The sequence below is a fragment of the Rhizobacter sp. P2_H2 genome (assembly GCF_056403375.1).
The window spans coordinates 1-1,384 of record NZ_JBFUFP010001279.1 but is presented as its reverse complement, the minus strand read 5'-3'; the positions used below and the strand labels follow the sequence as shown (position 1 = coordinate 1,384).

The 1,384-nt window shown below is 66.3% G+C and carries 1 protein-coding gene; it reads right to left on the bottom strand.

Annotated elements, in window-relative coordinates; all coding sequences use genetic code 11:
- On the bottom strand, positions 1-1,234 hold a 1,234-nt coding region (locus AC1D15_RS32335), incomplete at its 3' end, for a GMC family oxidoreductase (protein WP_477829279.1).
- Positions 1,235-1,384: the final 150 nt, after the last annotated feature.

Genomic DNA, 1,384 nt, shown 5'->3' with positions numbered 1-1,384 from the left:
ACAGCGTGTTGGGCTGGATGACCGGGTTGTCCATCGGGCCGGCGCCCGACAGGGTGATGCGGCCGCGGCTCTTCGGATGCGCGAGGCCCGCGAACATCGTCCAGCCATGCGCCGGCACGCCGAGCGGCGCGGTCTCCGCGCTCGGGACGGGGAATTCCACCTGGCAATGGAACATGTCCGGCAGGCGCAACGAACTGTCKCTCGACCAGTAGAGCGTCGCTTCCGAACCGCCGTGGCCGACCTGCTGAGGGTGCTCGTACGCGAAGATGACGGCGAACGAGACATGGTCCTGGTGGTTGGCACCCACGCCGGGCAGATGCTGGACGAGCGGAATGCCGTGACGGCGCAATTCGTCCTGCGGGCCRATCCCCGATTGCATCAGGACCTTGGGCGTGTTGACGGCGCCGAGCGACAGGACGACTTCGCGGTCGGCGGTGAAGCGTTCGGTGCGTCCGTCGCGGATGACCTCGACGCCGGTGACGCGTTTGCCCTCGAACACCAGGCGGCTGACCAGCGTGTGGGTCAGCACCGTCAGGTTGGCCTGGCCGCGGCGGGGGTGAACGTAGGCCCGGTAGATGGAATTCCGCCGTCCGTCCTTGATGATGAGGTCGTTGATGGCAGCACCGCCGCGGCCTTCCATCATCGCGCCGTTGGGGTTCTCGAAGGCAGGGATGCCGATCTGCCGCGCAGCATCGATCAGCGCGCTCGCCACCGGTTGAGGGTGGCGGGCGGGGGAGACGTGAACCGGGCCGCCCACGCCTCGCCGCTTCRCATCCGGGGTGCCGCCGTAGTTCTCCACCCGCTGGTAGATCTTCAGCACGGATTCATAGCCCCAGGCCGGATTCCCGCTGGCCTCGGCGAAGTCCTCCCAGTCGTTCATGTGGCCGCGCGCCCAGAGCATCACGTTGATGCTCGAGCCGCCGCCCAGGACACGCCCCATGTTCAGCGGGATCTGCCGGTTGTTGAGATGCGGGTTGGGCGCGCCGCTGAAGTTCCAGTCTCGCTCGGAGCCGAGGTTCAGCGGCCAGTTTCCAGGCTGCTGCACGTCGAGGACCTCGTCATCACCCCCGGCCTCGATGAGCAGGACCCGCACGTCCGGGTTCTCGGCCAGCCGACCCGCGACCACGCAGCCGGCCGTGCCGGCGCCGCACACGATGAAATCGAAGTGGCTGTCAGGGATCCTGCCATCGGAGGAAACAGGCGTGGCGTGCGGTTGGCTGGAGTTCAAGGTCATGGTCATGTCCGGTGAAGGGGTGGTTGCGAGTGCGACGCTGGCTGCGCGCGGCGCGGAGTATGTTTCAAATCTATCAAATAACGCAAATTTGATAGAATTACCGACACGAACCCTGGGTTGATCGGGGGTCCTCTGCGCTGGCTTAAGCTC